Source organism: Halomonas sp. LBP4 (assembly GCF_003202205.1).
GTDB lineage: Bacteria > Pseudomonadota > Gammaproteobacteria > Pseudomonadales > Halomonadaceae > Halomonas > Halomonas flagellata.
In genome coordinates this window covers 97,446-114,197 of sequence record NZ_PDOG01000008.1, presented here as the reverse complement: position 1 = coordinate 114,197, position 16,752 = coordinate 97,446, and the positions used below count along the sequence as shown (strand labels likewise).

The 16,752-nt window shown below is 67.4% G+C and carries 16 protein-coding genes; 9 read left to right on the top strand and 7 right to left on the bottom strand.

Going from position 1 to position 16,752, the window contains the following annotated elements:
• Positions 1-132 precede the first annotated feature (132 nt).
• Positions 133-1,473 (bottom strand): class-II fumarase/aspartase family protein, encoded by a 1,341-nt coding sequence (locus CR157_RS19825; RefSeq protein ID WP_110285269.1) that lies wholly within the window; start codon positions 1,471-1,473, stop codon positions 133-135.
• A 153-nt stretch (positions 1,474-1,626) separates the two neighbouring features.
• Here CR157_RS19825 and CR157_RS19820 point away from each other — a divergent pair, with 153 nt between their 5' ends.
• The 7 genes from CR157_RS19820 (at position 1,627) to CR157_RS19790 (ending at position 8,605) form a co-directional block, all read left to right on the top strand.
• Positions 1,627-2,406 (top strand): IclR family transcriptional regulator domain-containing protein, encoded by a 780-nt coding sequence (locus CR157_RS19820; RefSeq protein WP_110285268.1) that lies wholly within the window; start codon positions 1,627-1,629, stop codon positions 2,404-2,406.
• Positions 2,407-2,468: 62 nt separating this feature from the next.
• Positions 2,469-3,248, top strand: a complete 780-nt coding sequence (locus CR157_RS19815; protein WP_110285267.1) for an IclR family transcriptional regulator — start codon at positions 2,469-2,471, stop codon at positions 3,246-3,248.
• A 45-nt stretch (positions 3,249-3,293) separates the two neighbouring features.
• On the top strand, positions 3,294-4,250 hold the full coding sequence (locus CR157_RS19810; RefSeq protein ID WP_110285266.1) for an AEC family transporter: 957 nt from the start codon (positions 3,294-3,296) through the stop codon (positions 4,248-4,250).
• A 117-nt stretch (positions 4,251-4,367) separates the two neighbouring features.
• A complete protein-coding gene (locus CR157_RS19805; RefSeq protein ID WP_110285265.1) occupies positions 4,368-6,125 on the top strand; it encodes an FAD-dependent oxidoreductase in 1,758 nt (585 codons plus the stop codon).
• Positions 6,122-6,745 (top strand): NIPSNAP family protein, encoded by a 624-nt coding sequence (locus tag CR157_RS19800; protein ID WP_110285264.1) that lies wholly within the window; start codon positions 6,122-6,124, stop codon positions 6,743-6,745. Before CR157_RS19805 ends, CR157_RS19800 begins: the two co-directional genes overlap by 4 nt.
• Before the next feature lie 22 nt (positions 6,746-6,767).
• Positions 6,768-7,592, top strand: a complete 825-nt coding sequence (locus tag CR157_RS19795; protein WP_110285263.1) for a sugar phosphate isomerase/epimerase family protein — start codon at positions 6,768-6,770, stop codon at positions 7,590-7,592.
• A gap of 128 nt (positions 7,593-7,720) precedes the next feature.
• Entirely contained in the window at positions 7,721-8,605 is an 885-nt protein-coding gene (locus CR157_RS19790) for a DMT family transporter (RefSeq protein WP_110285262.1), read from the top strand.
• Between the two features lie 59 nt (positions 8,606-8,664).
• Here the strand turns inward: CR157_RS19790 and CR157_RS19785 are convergent, their stop codons facing one another.
• The 5 genes from CR157_RS19785 to CR157_RS19765 all read right to left on the bottom strand — a co-directional run bounded on the left by CR157_RS19785 (position 8,665) and on the right by CR157_RS19765 (position 13,526).
• Entirely contained in the window at positions 8,665-9,666 is a 1,002-nt protein-coding gene (locus CR157_RS19785; protein ID WP_258364243.1) for a tripartite tricarboxylate transporter substrate binding protein, read from the bottom strand.
• Between the two features lie 129 nt (positions 9,667-9,795).
• Positions 9,796-10,560: an SDR family NAD(P)-dependent oxidoreductase gene (locus CR157_RS19780; protein ID WP_110285261.1), complete on the bottom strand. Its 765-nt coding sequence runs from the start codon at positions 10,558-10,560 to the stop codon at positions 9,796-9,798.
• On the bottom strand, positions 10,557-10,892 hold the full coding sequence (locus tag CR157_RS19775) for an NIPSNAP family protein (protein WP_102629517.1): 336 nt from the start codon (positions 10,890-10,892) through the stop codon (positions 10,557-10,559). Before CR157_RS19775 ends, CR157_RS19780 begins: the two co-directional genes overlap by 4 nt.
• A complete protein-coding gene (locus tag CR157_RS19770) occupies positions 10,870-12,663 on the bottom strand; it encodes an FAD-dependent oxidoreductase (protein WP_258364242.1) in 1,794 nt (597 codons plus the stop codon). Before CR157_RS19770 ends, CR157_RS19775 begins: the two co-directional genes overlap by 23 nt.
• Positions 12,664-12,704: 41 nt before the next feature.
• A complete protein-coding gene (locus CR157_RS19765; protein WP_110285260.1) occupies positions 12,705-13,526 on the bottom strand; it encodes an SDR family NAD(P)-dependent oxidoreductase in 822 nt (273 codons plus the stop codon).
• 185 nt (positions 13,527-13,711) lie between these two features.
• On the opposite strand from CR157_RS19765, the gene CR157_RS19760 reads away from it, so the two are divergent.
• Entirely contained in the window at positions 13,712-14,596 is an 885-nt protein-coding gene (locus CR157_RS19760) for a helix-turn-helix domain-containing protein (protein WP_110285259.1), read from the top strand.
• 71 nt (positions 14,597-14,667) lie between these two features.
• Here CR157_RS19760 and CR157_RS19755 read toward each other — a convergent pair whose 3' ends face one another.
• Positions 14,668-15,675 carry a tripartite tricarboxylate transporter substrate binding protein gene (locus tag CR157_RS19755; RefSeq protein WP_110285258.1) on the bottom strand — a complete coding sequence of 336 codons (1,008 nt, stop codon included), beginning with the start codon at positions 15,673-15,675 and terminating at the stop codon, positions 14,668-14,670.
• A 203-nt stretch (positions 15,676-15,878) separates the two neighbouring features.
• Here CR157_RS19755 and CR157_RS19750 point away from each other — a divergent pair, with 203 nt between their 5' ends.
• Complete coding sequence (locus CR157_RS19750; protein ID WP_110285257.1) at positions 15,879-16,733, top strand: sugar phosphate isomerase/epimerase family protein; 855 nt, start codon at positions 15,879-15,881, stop codon at positions 16,731-16,733.
• The last annotated feature ends 19 nt before the right edge of the window (positions 16,734-16,752 follow it).

Sequence of the window (16,752 nt, the reverse complement as noted above, 5' to 3'; positions counted from 1 at the left end):
GTTCGATATACGAACATAGGTTTGTGATACGAACAAAATAATCCCTCCAGCCACCGCCGTCAAACCATGAAAAAGAGGGCTGACCGAGCCAGCCCTCTTGAGGTTGAAATTTTATACAATGAAATCATATGGCTACATATTTGTTAGCCAGTTAATGGCTCGCTGCACCTGGGCCTTGCTACTACCAAGGTATAAGGCCGGGTCCGTGGCCTGGCGCAGAGCCTCGGGGCCCAGCTCCCCCTGCACGTTCTTCTGCATTTCGGGATGAGCCTCGAGCGCCTCGGCGTAGGGGCGGCCCCGCAGGCGCGCCGCCTCGGCGGCCTCGGCGCTGATGCGCTTGGCCGCGTCCGGGCCGACCACCGGCGCCAGTAGCCGCGACACCGGCTCGGCCATGATGCCGCCACCGGTCGCCGCCAGGTTGCGCCGCATCGCCTCGGGGTGCACCGCCAGCCCCTCGAGCAGCACCGCCGCCTGCTCCAGCGTGCCCTCGAGCAGCAGCGCGCTGTCGACCAGCGGCGCCCACTCGGCGTGCCACTCGCCGAGCCCCCGCTCCAGTGGCTGGGCGGCGGCGTTGAGCAGCACCGTGGTGTGGCCATGGACCTGACGGGCCGCGCCGCGGATCAGCGCGCAGCGCACCGGGTTGCGCTTGTGCGGCATGGAGGAGGACTCGCCCATGCCCTCGCCGGCCGGCTCGGCCACCTCACCCACCTCGGTCTGGGTCAGCAGGGCGACGTCCAGGGCCAGCTTTTCGGCGGCACCGGCCACCGCATCCAGGGCAGTGCCCAGGGCATGGATCGGCTGGCGATCGGTATGCCAGGGCAGCACGGCGGCATCCAGCTCCAGCCGCTCGGCGAGCGCGTCCATGAAATCGAGGCCCAGGTCGTCCCAGCCGGAGTGCACCCCCACGGCGCCGCCGAACTGCACCGGCAGCTCGACCGCCGCCAGCCGGCGGCGCGCCTGCTCCAGGCCGATGGCCCAATGAGCCACCTTGACGCCGAAGGTGATCGGCAGCGCCTGCTGCATCAGGGTGCGGCCCACCATCACGGTACCCTCATGGGCGGCCATCAGATCGATCGCCGCGGCCCGGCAGCGCACCAGCAGGGCGTCGAGGGAGGTCAGCCGCGGCCCCAGCAACAGCATCAGGGCACTGTCGACCACGTCCTGGCTGGTGGCGCCCTGGTGCCAGTAGCGCTTGAGCGCCTCCGGCAGGGCGGCGCGGCCCTGCTTGACGAAGGGAATGGCGGCGTTGCCGCCGGTGGCGATACCGGCGGCGATGGCGTCACAATCGAAGGTGTGGGCCTCGAGAGTCTCGCGCATGGTGCGGCTGGCCCCCTCGGGCATCGCCCCGCGGGCCTCCTGGACCTCGGCCAGGGCCAGCTCGAAGGCCAGCATGGCATCGACCATGGCCTGGGCGTTGCACTCGGCCAGCGCCGGTTGACTCATGAAGGGGTGCTGGATCAGGGCGGCAGGCATGACGGTCTCTCCGGTGGTTACGTGGGGCCTCGGCCGAGGGGGGGACAGGCTCCACCCATGGTCGCACAAGTGTTCGTATTTCGAACAAATATGCTAGATTAGACCACGGTTCTCCGGCAACACGACCAAGGATAACGACGGATGGAAACGTCTATGCAGGACGAGGCACTGAACCCCGACGATCGCGACTTCGTCACGGCACTGGCCAGTGGCCTCGAGGTCATCCTGGCCTTCGACGAGGCCCACCCGCGCATGACGCTCAGCGAGGTGGCGGCGCGCACCGGCATGAACCGTGCCCGGGCGCGACGTTTCCTGCTGACCCTGCATGCCCTGGGCTATGTCCGCAAGCAGCAGCGCCACTTCGAGCTGGCCCCCAAGGTGCTGAACCTCGGCTATGCGTTCCTTTCCGCCAACAACTACCGCAGCGTGATCCAGCAGATTCTCGAGGACATCACCACCGAGTGTGGCGAGTCCTCGTCGCTGGGCGTGCTGGACGGCGACGACGTCACCTACGTGGCGCGCTCCTCGTCACGCCACCGACTGATGGCCATCACCCTCTCGGTGGGCACGCGCCTGCCCGCGGCCCACACCTCCATGGGACGGGTGCTGCTGGCCCAGCTGCCGGATGCCGAGCTCGACGCCTTCCTGGCGCGGGTGGTCCTCGAGAAGCATACCGACAAGACCATCACCGACAAGGCCGAGCTCAAGCGGTGCATCCTCAAGGTGCGCCAGCAGGGCTACGCCATCGCCGACCAGGAGCTCGACTCCGGCCTGCGCTCGGTGGCCGTGCCGGCCTTCGATGCCAACGGCCGGCTGCTGGGCGCGATCAACATCAGTACCAATGCCGCCCGGGTCGACTTCGATACCCTGATCCGCCAGTACCTTCCGCTGCTGCAGGACAAGGCCCGACTAATCCGCACCAGCGTCAGCTGATGGGTGCAATTTCCAAAACACCATTCTAGAATTCGAGTTTTCACAACAAATGGATAGCCACCATGGCGGGTAGCCTGATCGAACGCACCCTGGGGGTGCTGGAAATCCTCTCGGAAGACGCCGAGGGCATGCCATTGCTGGTCATCGCGGATCGACTGCGCATTCCCAAGAGCGCGGCCCACCGCATCTGCAATGAACTGATCCGGCTCGGCCACGTCCGCCAGGATCCGAATACCCAGCGCTACCGGCTCACCACGCGACTGATGGCCATGGGACTGAGCTACCTGGCGAGCACCGGGGCCAGCGACGTCATCCAGCCGATCCTCGACCGCCTGGCCGAGGAGAGCGGTGAGCTGGTGCGCCTCTCGGTCATCGAGGGCCAGCACCTCACCTGGATCGCCAAGGCCCAGGGCGCACGCACCGGGCTGCGCTACGACCCGGACATGGGCCGTGAGGCGCCGCTGTTCTGCACCGCCAGCGGTCATGCCTGGCTGGCCGACCTCAGCGACGAGGCGGCCACCGCCCTGATCGACGCCCAGGGCCTGGAAACCGACCATCCGGTGGGTCCCGGGGCCCCCCGCACTCGCGAGGCCGTGTTCGAGCACCTGCGCCAGACCCGTGAGCGTGGCTACAGCTGGGTCAGCGACAGCATGGGGCCGGGCACGACGGCCATGGCGGCCCTGGTGCGCCACCCGCTCGACGGCCACCCCATCGGGGCACTGAGCATCGCCGGGCCCAGCGTGCGGCTCGATGCCGAGCGCGTCCAGGCCCTGGGGCCGCGCCTGATGGCCGCGGCGGCGGAGCTCTCCCAGGCCAGCGCCTCGTCACGCCTGTTCAGCTGATCCCCCACCACCCGTACGTCCCCACGCGCCGGCAAGGAGGCCGTAGTGCTCGAGATCCTCGCCATCACCACCCCGATCTTCCTGCTGATCGGCGTGGGCTATGTGATCATGGCCGGCGGCATCATCACCCGTGAGCAGCTCCAGGGCGTGGGCACCTTCGTCATGTACTGCGCCCTGCCCTCCCTGGTCATCCGGGCCCTGACCCAGAACCCCCTCGACGAGGTCCTCCAGCCCCATTACCTGCTGGCCTATGGGCTGGGCTCCCTGGTGGTGTTCGGCTTCGCTCTGCTGCTGACCCTGGGCTTGCAAGGGAAATCACTCAGCGAGGGCGCCATGCACGCCCTGGGCATGGCTGCCTCCAACAGCGGCTTCATCGGCTACCCCGTGGCCGCCATGGTGCTCGGCGCCTCGCCGGCGGCGGTCCTGCTGGCCCTCAACATGGTGATCGAGAACCTGTTGATCATCCCGGCGGCACTGATCCTCGCCGAAGCAGGCCGCCAGAGCGGCACCGGTATCGTCACGGTGGCCCGCAAGACCTTCGTGCGCCTGGTGCGCAATCCCATCCTGATTGGCCTGGTGGTGGGCGTGCTGCTCGCCATATCGGGCCTCGCCCTGCCGGGCCCGCTGGCCAAGGCCATCGACATGTTGGCCGATGCCGCCGGTCCCGCCGCGCTGTTCGTGATCGGCGGCTCCCTGTATGGGCTTCAGGTCCGCGGCATGGCCGGCGACGTCGGCCAGATCGTCGTCGGCAAGCTGCTGCTGCACCCCCTTGCCGTGCTCGGCATCTTCCTGCTGCTGCCAGAGGCGGACCCCATGCTGCTGACCGGTGCCCTGCTGTTCGCCTGTGCCCCGATGATCAGCGTCTTTCCGCTGTTCGGCCAGCGCTATGGCCTGGGCGGGGTCAGTGCCGCCGCCCTGATGGTCGGCACCCTGGCCTCCTTCGTCACCATCAGCCTGGTGATCGGGCTGATGACCCACTACGGCCTCCTGCCCGTCGCTTGAATCACCGTTCCCCCGTCACGGCCCCCGGGCACACCCCGGGGTTGACGATGCCTGCCCATTGCAATAAGTGGAACTTTGTTCTAAATTTGTATGGAATAGCGTTCCAGAGGACTGGCAATGACCGACAGACAGCAAGACTTCGATCTGGTGGTGGTGGGCTCCGGCGCGGCCGGCATGTCCGCCGCCGTCACCGCCGCCTGGCATGGCCTGAAGGTGGTGGTGGTGGAGAAGGCCGAGGGGCTGGGCGGTGCCACCGCCTGGTCGGGCGGCTGGATGTGGACCCCGCTCAACCCCTTGGCCAAGGCCGCCGGGATCGACGAGGACCCGGAGACGGTGCGCACCTACCTGCGCCATGAGCTGGGCGAGCGCTACGATCCCGCGAAGATCGACGCCTTCCTCGATGCCGCGCCCAGGATGGTCGCCTTCTTCCACGACAACACCGCCCTGCAATTCGCCGACGGCAACGCCATCGCCGATGTGCATGGCGATACCCCCGGCGCCGGCACCGGCGGCCGCTCGGTGATTGCCGCCCCCTTCGATGGCCGCCAGCTCGACAGGAAGACGCTGAAGAAGCTGCGCAGGACCATGCCGGAGACCGCTTTCCTGGGCATGCCGATCCAGGCCGGGCCGGATCTGATGGCCTTCCTGACCGTCACCCGCTCCTTCAGGTCCTTCGTCCACGTCACCAAGCGCTTCACTCGCCATCTCTATGATCTGGCCCGCTACGGCCGGGCCATGCAGCTGGTCAACGGCGTGGCCCTGACCGGGCGACTGGCGAAATCCGCCGACGAGCTGGGCGTCGAGACCCGGGTCTCGACGCCGGCCCGTCGCCTGATCAAGGAGGGCGCGCGCGTCACCGGCGTGGTGGTGGAGACACCGGATGGCGAGATCAACCTGACCGCCCGGCGGGGCGTGGTGCTGGCCGCCGGCGGTTTCCCCTGGGACATCGCGCGGCGCAAGGAGCTCTTCCCGCACACCCCCACGGGCGAGGAACACTGGCCGCTGCCGCCCCCCTCCGCCAATGGCGACGGCCTGCGCCTCGGCGAGTCGGTGGGCGGCGAGGTCGACACCAGCCTCTACTCGCCGGTGGCCTGGGCGCCGGTCTCGGTGGTCCCCTACCAGGACGGCCATGTCGGTCACTTCCCGCACATCATCGACCGCGGCAAGCCGGGCATCATCGGCGTGCTCAGGAACGGCAGGCGCTTCGTCAACGAGGCCAGCGGTTACTACGACTACGTGGACGCCATGGTCAAGGCCGTGCCCGAGGGAGAGGAGCTCTGCTCCTGGCTGATCTGCACCCACGGCTTCCAGCGCCGCTACGGGATCGGCATCACCCGACCGGCGCCGGTGCCCTTCCGGCGTTGGATCAGGAAGGGCTACCTCAAGGCCGGCAGGACCCTGGAGGAGCTGGCCCGCCAGTGCGGCATCAACCCGGACGGACTCGCGGCCACGGTAGCCGACTACAACCGCCACGCCGCCCGGGGCGAGGACCCGGAGTTCGACCGCGGCTCCACTCCCTACAACCGCAAGCAGGGCGACCCGGCTCACGGCCCCAACCCCTGCGTGGCCCCCCTGGACCAGGGCCCCTTCTACGCGGTGAAGGTGGTGCCCGGCTGCTTCGGCACCTTCGCCGGCCTCAAGATCAACGAGCACGCCCAGGTGCTCGATGGCGACGGCACACCGATCCCCGGCCTCTACGCCGCCGGCACCGATATGGCCAGCATCATGGGCGGCTACTACCCGGCCGGCGGCATCAACCTCGGCCCGGCCATGACCTTCGGCCATATCGCCGGCTTACACGCCGCCGGGAAGCGCCACGAGACGGCATCCGCCCTGAGCGATTCCGGTTCCCCGACCCCAGGAGAGACTGCATGAAGCACTTCGAACTGATCACCTTCACCGTTCTCGTCGCCACCCACGGCAAGGCCATGGCGCGCATCCAGGAAGCCCTGCAGGCCGACGGGATCGGTGGACAGCTGTTCGGCTGCTGGTATTCAGAACTGGGGCCGCTCAACCAGGTGGCCGTGCTGCGAGGTTTCGACAGCCTGGAGGCACGCCAGGCGGAGCGCGAGCATCTGCTGCTGGCCGGCAACCCGCTGGGTGTCGAGGAGTTCATGACCAACATGCGGATCGAGGACTATAGCCTCTTCCCCTTCCTCGACGGCATCACCCCGGGTGACTTCGGCCCCTTCTACGAGCTGCGCGTCTACGACGTGCGTCCTTCGGGGCTCAAGGCCACCCTCGATGGCTGGACCGACGCCGTGCCACCGCGCACCACCGACGCCTACTCGCCGCTCGCCGCCGCCTTCTACGCCACCAACGGCAAGACGCCGCGCATCATGCACCTCTGGCCCTACCGGACCCTGGAGGAGCGCCTCGAGATCCGTACCCGTACCGTCAGCGACGGCGTCTGGCCCCCCAAGGGCGGGCCCGCCCAGTTGCTCGACATGCACTCCACCATCTACCTGCCGGCCGACTTCTCGCCCCTGAAGTGAGGCGCCCACCGAGACCTGTCCCATGAGCCAACACCCCTACTCCCTCGCCGCCCTCACCGTGCTGGAGCTGTCGCCCCCGGAGATGGTGGAGACCGCGGCCCGTGCCGGCTACGACTACGTGGGCCTGCGGCCCACGCCGGCGACTCCCGAGGAGCCGAGCTTCCCGCTGCTCACCGATGCCGCCCTGCTACGCGAGACCCGGCGCCGCATCCGGGACACCGGCGTCAAGGTGGCCGATATCGAGATCCTGCGCCTCAAGCCCGACACCCGGGTCCGCGACGACTTCGCTCGCTTCGTGGAGGTGGGCGCGGAACTGGGCGCCAGCGACATCCTGGTCGCCGGCAACGACGACGACCACGCGCGCCTGATCGACAACTTCGCCGCCCTCTGCGAGCTGGCCGCTCCCCACGGCCTGCACCCCCACCTGGAGTTCATGCCCTGGACCGGGGTCAAGGACCTCAACCAGGCGCGTCGCATCGTCGGCGCGGTGCGCGAGGCCGGCCATGCCAACGCTTGCCTGCTGGTCGACGCCTTCCACCTGGACCGCTCACGCAGCCGCCTGGAGGACCTTGCCCAGGTGCCCGCCGACTGGATGCGCTACGTGCAACTATGCGATGTGCCCGGACCGATCCCCGCCAGCATGGACGAGATCCTGCGCGAGGCCCGCTGCGAACGGCGCTTCCCCGGCGACGGCCAGGCGGATCTCAAGGGCCTGCTGGCGGTGATATCGCCCACTGTGCCGCTCAGCCTGGAGATCCCCACCGACGCCCTGCGCCAGCAGGGGGTCAGCGCCCTGGAGCGAGCCCGCACGGCCCTGGAGAAGGCCCACGCCCTGGTCGGCGACTGACGCTACCCTGTATTACAGCTTTTCGTCGCCCGGCAGTCGGTTGCCGGGCAATTTTCATTAGCAGGCTATGCTATGCTAGAATCAGAACATGATTCTATTCCCCCCACCCTCTTCTTCAGCGGTGATGCATGCCAAGACTTCCCACCAGGGCCCTGCCGGGCGACCGCCCGCTGCTCGGCATCGGCTACATGCTGATCGCCGGCCTGCTGTTCGTGGTGCTGGACAGCATCGCCAAGTGGCTGACCCAAACCCACTCACCGGTGCAGGTACTGTGGGCCCGCTATGCCGGTCATATGGTGATCCTGGCGGGCTATCTGCTGTGGCTGGGGCTGCCGCGCTTCCGCGGTCTGCTCATCACCGAGTCCCTGGGCGGCCAGTGTCTGCGCGGCCTGCTGCTTGCCGCCGCTAGCCTGCTTGCCTACCTGTCGCTGCGCGAGTTACCGCTGCTGCAGGTCTATGTGTTTCACTTCGGCGCGCCCCTGTTGGTCACCCTGCTGGCGGTGCCACTGCTGGGCGAGCGGGTCGACAGGGCCCGAGGCCTGGCGGTGCTGGTGGGCTTTCTCGGCGTGCTGGTGGCGGTGGGCCCGCTGGACTGGCGCACCCAGCCAGCCGCCCTGCTACCCTTCGGCATGGCGCTGTGCTTCGCCCTCTACCAGATCACTACCCGACGCTTCGGCCGCCACGATCATCCGCTTACCTCGCTGTTCTATACCGGCCTGGCCGGCGCTCTGGTCAGCAGCGTCGCGGTGCCCTTCTTCTGGACCCCAGTCGGCCTCGCCGAGCTGCCGCCGTTCCTGGCCATCGGGGTGATCGGTGCCGTCAGCCAACTGTCGCTGATCCTGGCCATGCGCTGCGCCCCCGCCTCGCTGGCCTCACCCTTCCTCTATGTGCAGATCGTCTGGGCCTCGCTGTTCGGCTTCGTGCTGTTCGGGGACGTCCCGCCCCTCACCACCTACCTGGGGGCCAGCCTGATCATCGCTGCGGGGATTTTCCTGGCCACCCGGCGCAGTTGACCAGAAGACGGCGCCCCGCCGATCACGGCGGGGCGCAGGGACGGAAACACCCGGGCGCCTCAGGGCCGCCGGATGGCGAACTCCTCCGGCGACTGGTCGAGCGAGCCCGCCTCGTACATCGCCCAGGCGGTGATCGACTGCCAGCGCTCCAGGTACTCCTGGGCCGCCTCGCCGGAGAGGTTCAGCGGCGTGGCACCGACATTGTCCAGGAAGGCCTGGAAGGCCTCGGTCTCCACGGCCTCGGCATAGGTATCCTCGAGGATCGCCTTGATGTGGTCGGGGGTATCCTTATGCACGTAGGCGCCCTTGAAGGAGCCATAGGGCATGTAGGGCCGCAGGCCGGGAATCAGTTCGGTGAGCGCCGGCATGTCCGGATAAGCCTCGAGACGCTCGGCATCGAGTACCGCCAGGGCCCGAAGGCGACCGGAGTTGATGTACTCGCGGGTAGAGGAGAGGCTCGAGGGCATGAAATCGATATGCCCTCCCTGCAAGGCGGAAATGCCCGGGCCCTCGCCGGCGAAGGTGACATGGCGCACGTCGAAGTCGATCAGACTGCTGACCAGCGCATGGGTGGTGGCGGCCAGACTCGCCGCGCCCTGGTTGCCCATGCGCAGCTCGCCCGGGTTCTCCCGGATATGAGCGACCAGTTCCTCCATGGTCTCGAAGGGGCTATCGGCCGGTACCACGAAGACCACGATGTCGACGCTGGTGATGTTCACCGGATGCAGGTCGCTGTAATCGAAGTCGGCGAGTCCCAGCAGGGGAAAGAGTTGCGGATTCTCGGCGCCATACAGGATGTGGTAGCCGTCGGCTCGCTGGTTCAGCACGTGATTGGTGCCGATCACCCCGGTCCCCCCCGGGCGATTGGTGAGGATGACCGTCGTGCCGAGAAGCTCTTCCACATGGGGCGTCAGGCCGCGGGCGATCACGTCGGTGGAACCACCGGCCCCCCACTGGATGGTGCCCTGGATATTGCGTTGGGGGTAGTCGGCCAGGACCGTACCGGCCATCAGCATGGCGGCGGTGGAGATGGCGAGACTCGCGGTTGTCAGGCTCTTCATGATGTACACCTCTATTGTGATTGTGGTTGCGCTGGGCACTGCGCAGCCGTGTTCGAGCACGCTGCGCCGGCTCATCCCTGCCCTACGGTGAATAGCCACCGCCCTCCTTGATCGGTGGCCGGGAAAGCATCAGGTTTGCAGGCTCGCCTCCGGCGCCCCGAGGGCACTCCAGCCACCATCTGCCACCAGCACGCTGCCGGTGATGAAGCTGGCCTGCGGCGAGGTGAGAAAGGCGATCGCCTCGGCGATCTCCGCCGGGTCGGCCAGCCGTCCCATCGGGGTTCTGGCCTCGAGGGCCGCGATATCGATGGTGCCGCGCCGTTCCAGTTCGTCGATCAGGGTGGTACGCACATAGCCGGGGGCGATGGCATTCACGCGCACCCCGTGTCGAGCCCATTCGCAGGCCATGGAGCGGGTCATGCCAAGGATCCCGGCCTTGGCCGCACCGTAGGCGTTACGGGTTGGAATGCCGCCCAGAGCGGCGATGGAGCTCAGATTGACGATGGCTCCCTGCCTCCGTGCCAGCATCTCGCCAGCGACCGCCTGGGTGACCAGGAAGGTGCCGCACAGATTTACCCTGAGCACCTGCTCGAAGCCCTCCCCGGACTGCCCCAGGGTCTCCCCCGGCTGCTCGGCGATACCGGCATTGTTGATCAGCACGTCAATGCGACCGAAGGCAGCCATTACCCGCTCGACCATGGCGCTGACTTGTTCCGTGTCGGTAACGTCGGCCTCTACGCCCAGGTGACCCGGCCCCAGCTCCTTGGCCCGAGCCACGGCAGCCTGGCCGTCGAGGTCGATGACGACCACATGGGGGATGTCCCGAGCGAGGCGCCGAGCGGTAGCCCAGCCGATGCCCTGGGCGCCTCCGGTGACCAACGCCACCGCACTCATGACGCCACCCATTCATTGAGGCGATCGATGCCGCGAATCAGGCGGGTCTCCTGTGCCACGATCAGGTGGCCGGAGGCCGCCAGGTACTCGGCGAAGGCGGGGTGAGCATCGCGCGCCGCACAGCGTCGCTCGTAGTCGGCCAGGGAGTCGTATCCCCACAGGTGCACGAACTGGTTCTGGGGGCCCACTACGCTGGTGTGGAAGCCCAGCGGCGTGCCCAGGGTCTCCTTGAGGATCGGCATCGCCAGGCGATGGAAGACCTCGACGAACTCGCCCATCCTGCGCGGTGCGATGGTGTAGACGCGGTGGTCAATCAGCGGCTTGATGGCCATGGGCCTTCTCCTTTTCCGGTGTCTCGGCGGCCGGCGCCCGCTGCGCCAGGTCGTCGTCGATGCCGGCCAGATGGCGGCCGGTGATGTAGCCGAAGGTCATGATCGGTCCCAGGGTGATCCCCGCAGCGGGATAGCTGCCGCCCATGATGCTGCGCCGGTCGTTGCCCACGGCGTAGAGTCCCTGGAGACACTCACCGTTACCGTCCAGCACCCGCCCGTAGACGTCGGTCTTGATGCCGTCGAAGGTGCCGAGGTCGCCCATGTAGACCTTGACGGCGTAGAAGGGCCCCTTGTGGATCGGCGCCACGCAGGGGTTGGGCCCGTGCTGGGGGTCGGCCAGGTAGCGGTTGAAGCTGGTGGTGCCGCGGCCAAACTGGCGATCCTCGCCGGCCGCGGCGCCCTCGTTGTACTCGGCGACGGTGTGCTCCAACTGGCCGGGCTCGACCCCGATTTCACGCGCCAGCTCGGTCAGCGTGCGGCCGCGCTTCAGGTACCCCTTGCGGATCAGCCCCCCGACCGGCATCGGCGCCGGCTTGACGTAGCCCAGGCCGTACTTGCTCAGGCAGGTCTGGTCACAGATCAGCCACATATGGGTGCTGTCGTCCTGACAGTGCTCGAGCATGGCGGTACCGACGTCGTGGTAGGAATCGGACTCGTTGCAGAAGCGCCGGCCATCGGGGCCGATGCCGACCACCCCCGGCTTGTAGCGGTCGAGCAGATGGGGAAACTTGCCTGTCCCGCCGCCCTTCCTGGGTACCAGGGACGTGGGCATCCAGGCGGAGGTCTGGGGGTACTCGCAGGTCACCGGCACGCCGAGCGCCTCCACCATGGCCAGGCCATCACCGGTGTTGCTCTCCGGTACCGGCGAGTGATGCTCACCGCCCCGCCGCAGGTGCGGATAGGCCTGGCGGATGCGCGCCACGTCCTGAGCGAAACCGCCGCAGGCCAGCACCACCCCCCGGCGTGCCTCGATGGTCACCTCGCGCCCCTCGAGCAGCGCCCGGGCGCCACGGACCCGGCCTTCGACATGCAGCAGTTCGCGGGCCGGCGCGCCGGTGTGGATCGGAATGCCCAGATCGAAGGCACTCCTGGCCAGCCGCGCGGCCAAGGCATTGCCGCTGGTCACATTGACACCGCGGCGGTAGAGCACGAGCTCCTTCAAGTGGATGGCCAGGCGCTTGGCCACATAGCGAAAGGAAGTCAGTGAGCGGGTGGCATTGAAGAAGTGCTTGAGGTCGGCATTGGAGGAGTTGAACATCATGCCAATGAAGGTGATGGTCTCGAGCGGCGGGCGCATCCGCCGCATCTCCTTGCCGAGTTCGCGCAGGTCGAAGGGGGCGGCCAGGATCGAACGGCCGATATCGATGCCACCCGGTCGCGTCGGATGGTAGTCGGGGTAGAGGGTCGGCACGAACTCGACGGCGGTCTCCCGCTCGAAGAAATCCACCATCTCCGGTCCCTTGTCGAGGAAGGCCTCGACGGCCTCGGCGTCGAAGAAGTCGCCGGCCTCGGTGCGCAGGTAGTCGCGGGCGGCCTCACGTGAGTCGTCGGGATTCTGGGCCCGGCCGTGATGGTTGCCGGGAATCCACAGCACGCCACCGGAGAAGGCGGTGGTGCCGCCGAAGACATCGGCCTTCTCGAGAACGATGACCTCGAGCCCTTGCCTGGCGGCGGTGATGGCGGTGGAGAGGCCACCGGCGCCGGCGCCGAGCACCAGCACATCGCACTGGACTTCCTGCGAGGGATGGCGTGTTTGCATGTTGGGAGTCATGTGACTGCCCTCCTGTCAGGGTCTTGTTATCGAAGCGGGGATCACGCCGCCGAGAAGCCGGGGCGCGGCACCTTGTCCATCAGCATGCAGGGCAGCCCACCATCGACGCCGAGCTCGGCGCCGTTGACGTAACCGGCCCGCTCGCTGAGCAGGAAGAGCACCGCATTGGCGATGTCCTCGGCCTCGCCGATGCGACGACTGGCGGTGAAGGCCTCGCGCGCTTCGGTGACCCCGGGCTGGGCGTAGAAGGCCGCCGAGAGCTCGGTGCGAATCATCCCCGGGGAGACAACGTTGCTGCGCACGCCGAGACGCCCCCACTCGGCGGCCAGCTGGCGGGAGAGGATCGCCACCGCCGCCTTGCTCGGGCTGTAGGCGCCGCTCCAGGTCTGGGGCTGGTTGGCGGAGACCGAGGCGATGTGCACGATGCTGCCGCGGCCCCGGTCGCGCATCGGCTGGCCGAAGGCCCGGGCGCAGAGCAGGTAGCCGGTGAGGTTGACCGCCAGCACCGCATTCCAGTCGGCCAGCGACACCTCGGCGAGCCCGCCGGGGCGCAGGATGCCGGCGCCGTTGACCAGCCCCTGGCAGGGGCCCAGGGCCTCCTCCACCGCCGCCGCCGCCCGGCGCACCTGCGCCTCATCGGCGATATCGCAGGCCAGGGCGAGTCGCCGTCCGGGCAGGCCGTCAAGGTCCCCCGCCAGGGCCTCGCAGCCCGCCAGGTTTCGATCCAGCAGGGCCACGTCGGCGCCCGCCTCGGCCAGGGCGCGGGCGATGCCGGCGCCGATGCCGCTGGCCGCGCCGGTGACCACCTGGACCATGCCGGCCAGGCCGAGCCAATCCCTCGATGTCGTCGTCTGTGCTGCCATCCGAAGCCTCCTCTGATGGTGTCGGCGCCTCCACCGGGTCGCCTGATGACCGTGGATGGCTTGTATTTTTCATTGGAGAGAGAGGCGATATAAGGCACATTGCCCAACAAGAGTTGGACGATTTCTAACTTCCTTCACTCTTTGGTCTAAGCTCGGGGGAGATCCCTGGCGGGAGGGAAACGAGGATGAGCGACGCGCTCGAACGAGCCGTGCCGGTCTTCAAGCTGTATGGGGAGACACAGCACTGGCCGACGCCGGACCTTTTGCACTGCGAGCTGATCCGCGAGCGCAGCGGCCCCCACAACTGGCACATCCCGCCCCATCGCCACGCGGACCTGATGCACCTGCTCTATATCCGTCGCGGCGAGGGCGAACTGCACCTGGAAGGCGTCGGGCATCCCATCGCCGGGCCCAATGTGCTGGTGGTGCCGGCCATGGTGATCCACGGCTTCGACTTCGAGAAGGACACCGACGGCTATGCCATCACCCTCTCACGGCCGCTGATCGGCGAGCTCACCGAGCGGCTCGGTGCCCAGGGGCAGACCTTCTTCCAGGCCGCCCACTTTCCCCTGGCCGACCAGCCCGAGGCCGCCGCCATCAATACCCTGGTCACCCAGTTGCACGCGGAGTATCGCTATCCCGCCGCGGGACGCGAGCCGATGCTGCACGCCATGATCCAGGCCCTGGCGGTGCTGGTGGCACGTCGCGGCGAGCGGCGCCGTATCCATCAGTTGCCCAACCGCGACAAGGCCTACGCCCACCTGGTGCGCTACCAGACCCTGGTGGAACGGCACTACCGGGAGCAGCCCTCGGTGGCCTCGCTGGCCGACCGGCTGGGCATCACCGGCACCTACCTCAACACCCTCTGCCAGCGCCTGGCCGGCGTCAGCGCCCAGCGACTCCTCCATGAGCGGCTGATGCTGGAGGCCAAGCGATTGCTCACCTACACGCGCATGACAATCAGCGAGGTGGCCTACCAGCTTGGTTTCTCCGAACCTGCCTATTTCACCCGCTTCTTCAAGCGCCATACCGGCCTGTCACCCAAGGCGTTTCGCCAACGCCAGTCGTGAGCGAAAAAAAGCGCCCCCCGACATCATCAAGGGGGCGCAAGGTCCTGCGGAGGACAGGAAAAGTGCTCGACTCAGGGGCGTGGGATGCCCAGTTCTTCGGGAGAAACCTTGGCGGCGCCGGCATCCTCGAGTAGCCAACTCGTCAGCGCCTGCCAGCGATCGATGTACTCCTGTGCCTCGTCGCCGCGCAGGTTAAGCGTTACGCCGCCGAAGTCGCTGTTGTAGCGTTCCGTGAAGGCGTCACTGCCTACTGCCGCCTCGAAGGCGTCGGCCAGGGTGACTTTGGCCTCCTCGGGAGTGTCCTTGTGGACGTAGATACCCTGGAAAGACCCCCAGGGCAGATACGTCTCCGCCTCGGGCAAGTCCTCGGTAACCGCGGGAATGTCCGGCAGCAGCTCGATGCGCTCCTCCGCCAGGATCGCGAGCCCCTTGAGCTTTCCGGACTTCAGGTACTCCACCGCCGGCGGCAGGCTGAGCGGCATGAATTCGATGTGCTCGCCCATCAAGGCGGTGATGCCGGGGCCGTCACCGCCAAAGGTCACCTTACGCACGTCAAGATCGTAGTCGGTCACGGCGTCGAGAATAGTGTGGGTAATATGCGGCGTCGCCCCTGTGCCCACATCGCCCATACGCAGGCTACCCGGCTCAGCCTCGATGGCGGCCAGCAGGTCACCGAGGGTGTCGTGGGGACTATCGGGATGCACGGCGATCACCACCAGTCCCTGGCCGATCACATTGATGGGAGTGAAATCCTCATAGGCAAAGTCGGCGACGTCCAGCACGGGATAGAGGGTGGTGTCCTGGGTGCCGACCAGCAGGTTATAGCCATCGGGCCGCTGCTGGCGCACGTAGTTGACCCCGATGACCGCTCCACCGCCGGGACGGTTGTGGGGAATGATCGACACTCCCAGTTCCTCCTCGGCCAGTGGAATCAGTGTTCTGGCCACCAGGTCGGTCAAGCCTCCCGCTCCCCACGGGATGGTGGCATGGATGTCTCGCTCGGGGTAGGCGGCATAGGCCGCACCCGTCAAGGGAAGCAGGACGGCGGCGAGAGCGAGGGCGGAAAGCGGCTTGTTCATGGTTCCAGCACTCCAAATCGTTGTTGTCGCTATGGCAGGGAGACCGGTGCAGTCCTTCGAACTCGCCGGCCCCTTGACGAGCACCCTAGACCATGTCTTGATAACCACACAACAAAAAGTTGAACACAGTTCCACTAAAGAACAAAGCACCAAGTCCAAACGTCTGGTCACCACCAGCCACCATCACCACCTGAGGGAGCCTCATGCAGATCGCCATCGACTCCTACTGCTTTCACCGCTACTTCGGCGAGGTCTATCCGGGTCTCGAGTCCCCCCCACGGGAGGCCATGACCCTGAACGAGGTCATCGACCGAGCCATCGCCTTCGGCGTCGAGGGCGTGTCGCTGGAGTCCTTCATGCTCGATGACGCCTCCCCGGAGCGGCTCGCTGCGCTGCGCGAGAGGCTCGACGAGGCGGGCCTCGCCCGTGTCTGGGCCTGGGGGCATCCGGATGGCCTGGGCTCGGGCAGCCGGCCCGAGGCCCTGGAGGACCTCTTTGCCCACATCGAGGTGGCCCATGCCCTGGGCGCCGGGGTGATGCGCATCTGCGCCGGGGGGCGACGGACCCGACCGGCCAGTTGGGCGGATCATAGCCGCGGCCTGCTGCCGCTGCTGCGGCGCGCCACCGAGCGTGCCGAACAGCGTGGGCTGGTGCTGGCCGTGGAGAACCATGTGGACCTGCTGGCCGACGAACTGGTGGAGCTCATCCAGTCGGTCGACAGCCCAGCCCTGGGGGTCTGCCTCGACACCGCCAACAACCTGCGCCTGCTCGAGGACCCCATGATGGCGATCGAGACGCTCGCCCCCTACGCCCGGGCCACCCACCTCAAGGACATCACCGCCCACCGTGGCGACCCCAAGAGCTTCGGCTTCTGGCCCAGCGTGCCTCTGGGGCAGGGCCTGATCCACATCCCTGCCACCCTGCGGTTGCTGAAACAACATGACTATCAGGGCCTGCTAGCCCTGGAGATCGACTACCTGCACCCAGACCACGGTGACGAAGCGAGTGCCATCGGCAACAGCATCGACTACCTGCGTCGTACCCTGGCCAAACTGTAACGCCATATTCCACCGGAGA

What these genes read in the sequence shown, in the direction of transcription:
- CR157_RS19825 (WP_110285269.1), bottom strand. Translation starts at nt 1,473, where the DNA reads ATGCCTGCCGCCCTGATCCAGCACCCCTTCATGAGTCAACCGGCGCTG.
- CR157_RS19820 (WP_110285268.1), top strand. Translation starts at nt 1,627, where the DNA reads ATGCAGGACGAGGCACTGAACCCCGACGATCGCGACTTCGTCACGGCA.
- CR157_RS19815 (WP_110285267.1), top strand. Translation starts at nt 2,469, where the DNA reads ATGGCGGGTAGCCTGATCGAACGCACCCTGGGGGTGCTGGAAATCCTC.
- CR157_RS19805 (WP_110285265.1), top strand. Translation starts at nt 4,368, where the DNA reads ATGACCGACAGACAGCAAGACTTCGATCTGGTGGTGGTGGGCTCCGGC.
- CR157_RS19800 (WP_110285264.1), top strand. Translation starts at nt 6,122, where the DNA reads ATGAAGCACTTCGAACTGATCACCTTCACCGTTCTCGTCGCCACCCAC.
- CR157_RS19795 (WP_110285263.1), top strand. Translation starts at nt 6,768, where the DNA reads ATGAGCCAACACCCCTACTCCCTCGCCGCCCTCACCGTGCTGGAGCTG.
- CR157_RS19790 (WP_110285262.1), top strand. Translation starts at nt 7,721, where the DNA reads ATGCCAAGACTTCCCACCAGGGCCCTGCCGGGCGACCGCCCGCTGCTC.
- CR157_RS19785 (WP_258364243.1), bottom strand. Translation starts at nt 9,666, where the DNA reads ATGAAGAGCCTGACAACCGCGAGTCTCGCCATCTCCACCGCCGCCATG.
- CR157_RS19780 (WP_110285261.1), bottom strand. Translation starts at nt 10,560, where the DNA reads ATGAGTGCGGTGGCGTTGGTCACCGGAGGCGCCCAGGGCATCGGCTGG.
- CR157_RS19775 (WP_102629517.1), bottom strand. Translation starts at nt 10,892, where the DNA reads ATGGCCATCAAGCCGCTGATTGACCACCGCGTCTACACCATCGCACCG.
- CR157_RS19770 (WP_258364242.1), bottom strand. Translation starts at nt 12,663, where the DNA reads ATGACTCCCAACATGCAAACACGCCATCCCTCGCAGGAAGTCCAGTGC.
- CR157_RS19765 (WP_110285260.1), bottom strand. Translation starts at nt 13,526, where the DNA reads ATGGCAGCACAGACGACGACATCGAGGGATTGGCTCGGCCTGGCCGGC.
- CR157_RS19760 (WP_110285259.1), top strand. Translation starts at nt 13,712, where the DNA reads ATGAGCGACGCGCTCGAACGAGCCGTGCCGGTCTTCAAGCTGTATGGG.
- CR157_RS19755 (WP_110285258.1), bottom strand. Translation starts at nt 15,675, where the DNA reads ATGAACAAGCCGCTTTCCGCCCTCGCTCTCGCCGCCGTCCTGCTTCCC.
- CR157_RS19750 (WP_110285257.1), top strand. Translation starts at nt 15,879, where the DNA reads ATGCAGATCGCCATCGACTCCTACTGCTTTCACCGCTACTTCGGCGAG.